Raw genomic sequence first — 1144 nt, 5'->3', positions numbered from 1 at the left:
GCCCGCCCTTCCAGCCCCCCCCCAGGGCCATGCCCCGCTTGCGCAGGCGAATCAGCAGGAGCAGAAACACCGCACCGCTGGCCAGCCGCACCACGGTGAACGACTCGGCATCGATCGCACCATCGCGCAGGGCCAGGCGGCAGAAGATCGAGTTGGCGGCGAAGGCCACCAGGCTGAACAGCGCTGGCCAGAGCCAGAATTTGTTGCCTTGACCGGCGATGGCGGTGCTGCGGACACTCATGGTGTTGACACCTCTGAGATAGAAATTCTTGTTTGTGAGTGTTTTAGAGGCTTTATCGAGATCTCACAACAGCTGATCATAGGTGGGTACCTGTCCCGGCCTTTCAATACCAGGAAAACCGCCATGCTTCCGGACCGCCTGAACGCCGACCTGACCTTGCCCGCCGTCATGCACAGTGCCGACCTGCCCTGGCTGGCCAGCCCGCTGCCCGGCGTCGAGCGGCGCCCGCTGTTTCGCATCGGTGGCGAGAAGGCCCGCGCCACCAGCCTGGTGCGCTATGCACCCGGCAGTCATTTCAACGCTCACCAGCATCCTGGCGGCGAGGAATTTATGGTCCTGGAAGGTGTGTTCGAAGATGAGCGCGGCCAGTACCCCGCGGGCAGCTATGTGCGCAACCCGCCTGGTAGTGCTCACGCGCCACGGTCTGACGAGGGCTGCACGATCTTTGTTCGCCTGCAGCAGTTTCATCCTGAAGATGGCCAACAGCTGGTCGCAACGTTATCGGCGCTGGGCGATCAACTGCTGTTTTCGAACACCCATGAACAGGTGTATCTGAAGCACGTGCAACCCGGCGCCACTGTCCATCTGGACAATCCGCGTGGACTGGAATGTCTGCTTCTGCAAGGCAGCCTGGACGGCGCGAACTTCAGCCTCCAGCCGCTGAGCTGGATGCGCCTGCCGGCAGGCACGCCCTTGCAGGCAAGCGTCGGCGCTCAGGGTGCTCGTTTCTGGATCAAGGACGCAGCACTCACCCTGGGCCTCTGATCTTGCGCTGGTTCAGCTGCTTCAGCCCTGATTCTGAAAGCACATGAACAAATCTTCACGTTGGCCGTTAACGCCCTGATGGTGGGGGGGATGCGCGATCCGGGGCTGTGGGCGGGTCGCGCATGCCTTGAGGCGCGG

At 62.5% G+C, this 1144-nt stretch carries 1 protein-coding gene and 1 pseudogene; one reads left to right on the top strand and one right to left on the bottom strand.

Annotated elements, in window-relative coordinates; all coding sequences use genetic code 11:
* Positions 1–241, bottom strand: a pseudogene (locus BGP85_RS12380) (EamA family transporter); the annotation flags it as partial.
* A gap of 123 nt (positions 242–364) precedes the next feature.
* On the opposite strand from BGP85_RS12380, the gene BGP85_RS12375 reads away from it, so the two are divergent.
* Entirely contained in the window at positions 365–1006 is a 642-nt protein-coding gene (locus BGP85_RS12375) for a cupin domain-containing protein (RefSeq protein WP_103448291.1), read from the top strand.
* Positions 1007–1144: the final 138 nt, after the last annotated feature.

This window comes from Pseudomonas putida (assembly GCF_002906855.1).
In the GTDB taxonomy this organism is placed as follows: Bacteria; Pseudomonadota; Gammaproteobacteria; order Pseudomonadales; family Pseudomonadaceae; genus Aquipseudomonas; species Aquipseudomonas putida_N.
This window is presented reverse-complemented; position numbering and strand designations above follow the sequence as displayed.

What these genes read in the sequence shown, in the direction of transcription:
- BGP85_RS12375 (WP_103448291.1), top strand. Translation starts at nt 365, where the DNA reads ATGCTTCCGGACCGCCTGAACGCCGACCTGACCTTGCCCGCCGTCATG.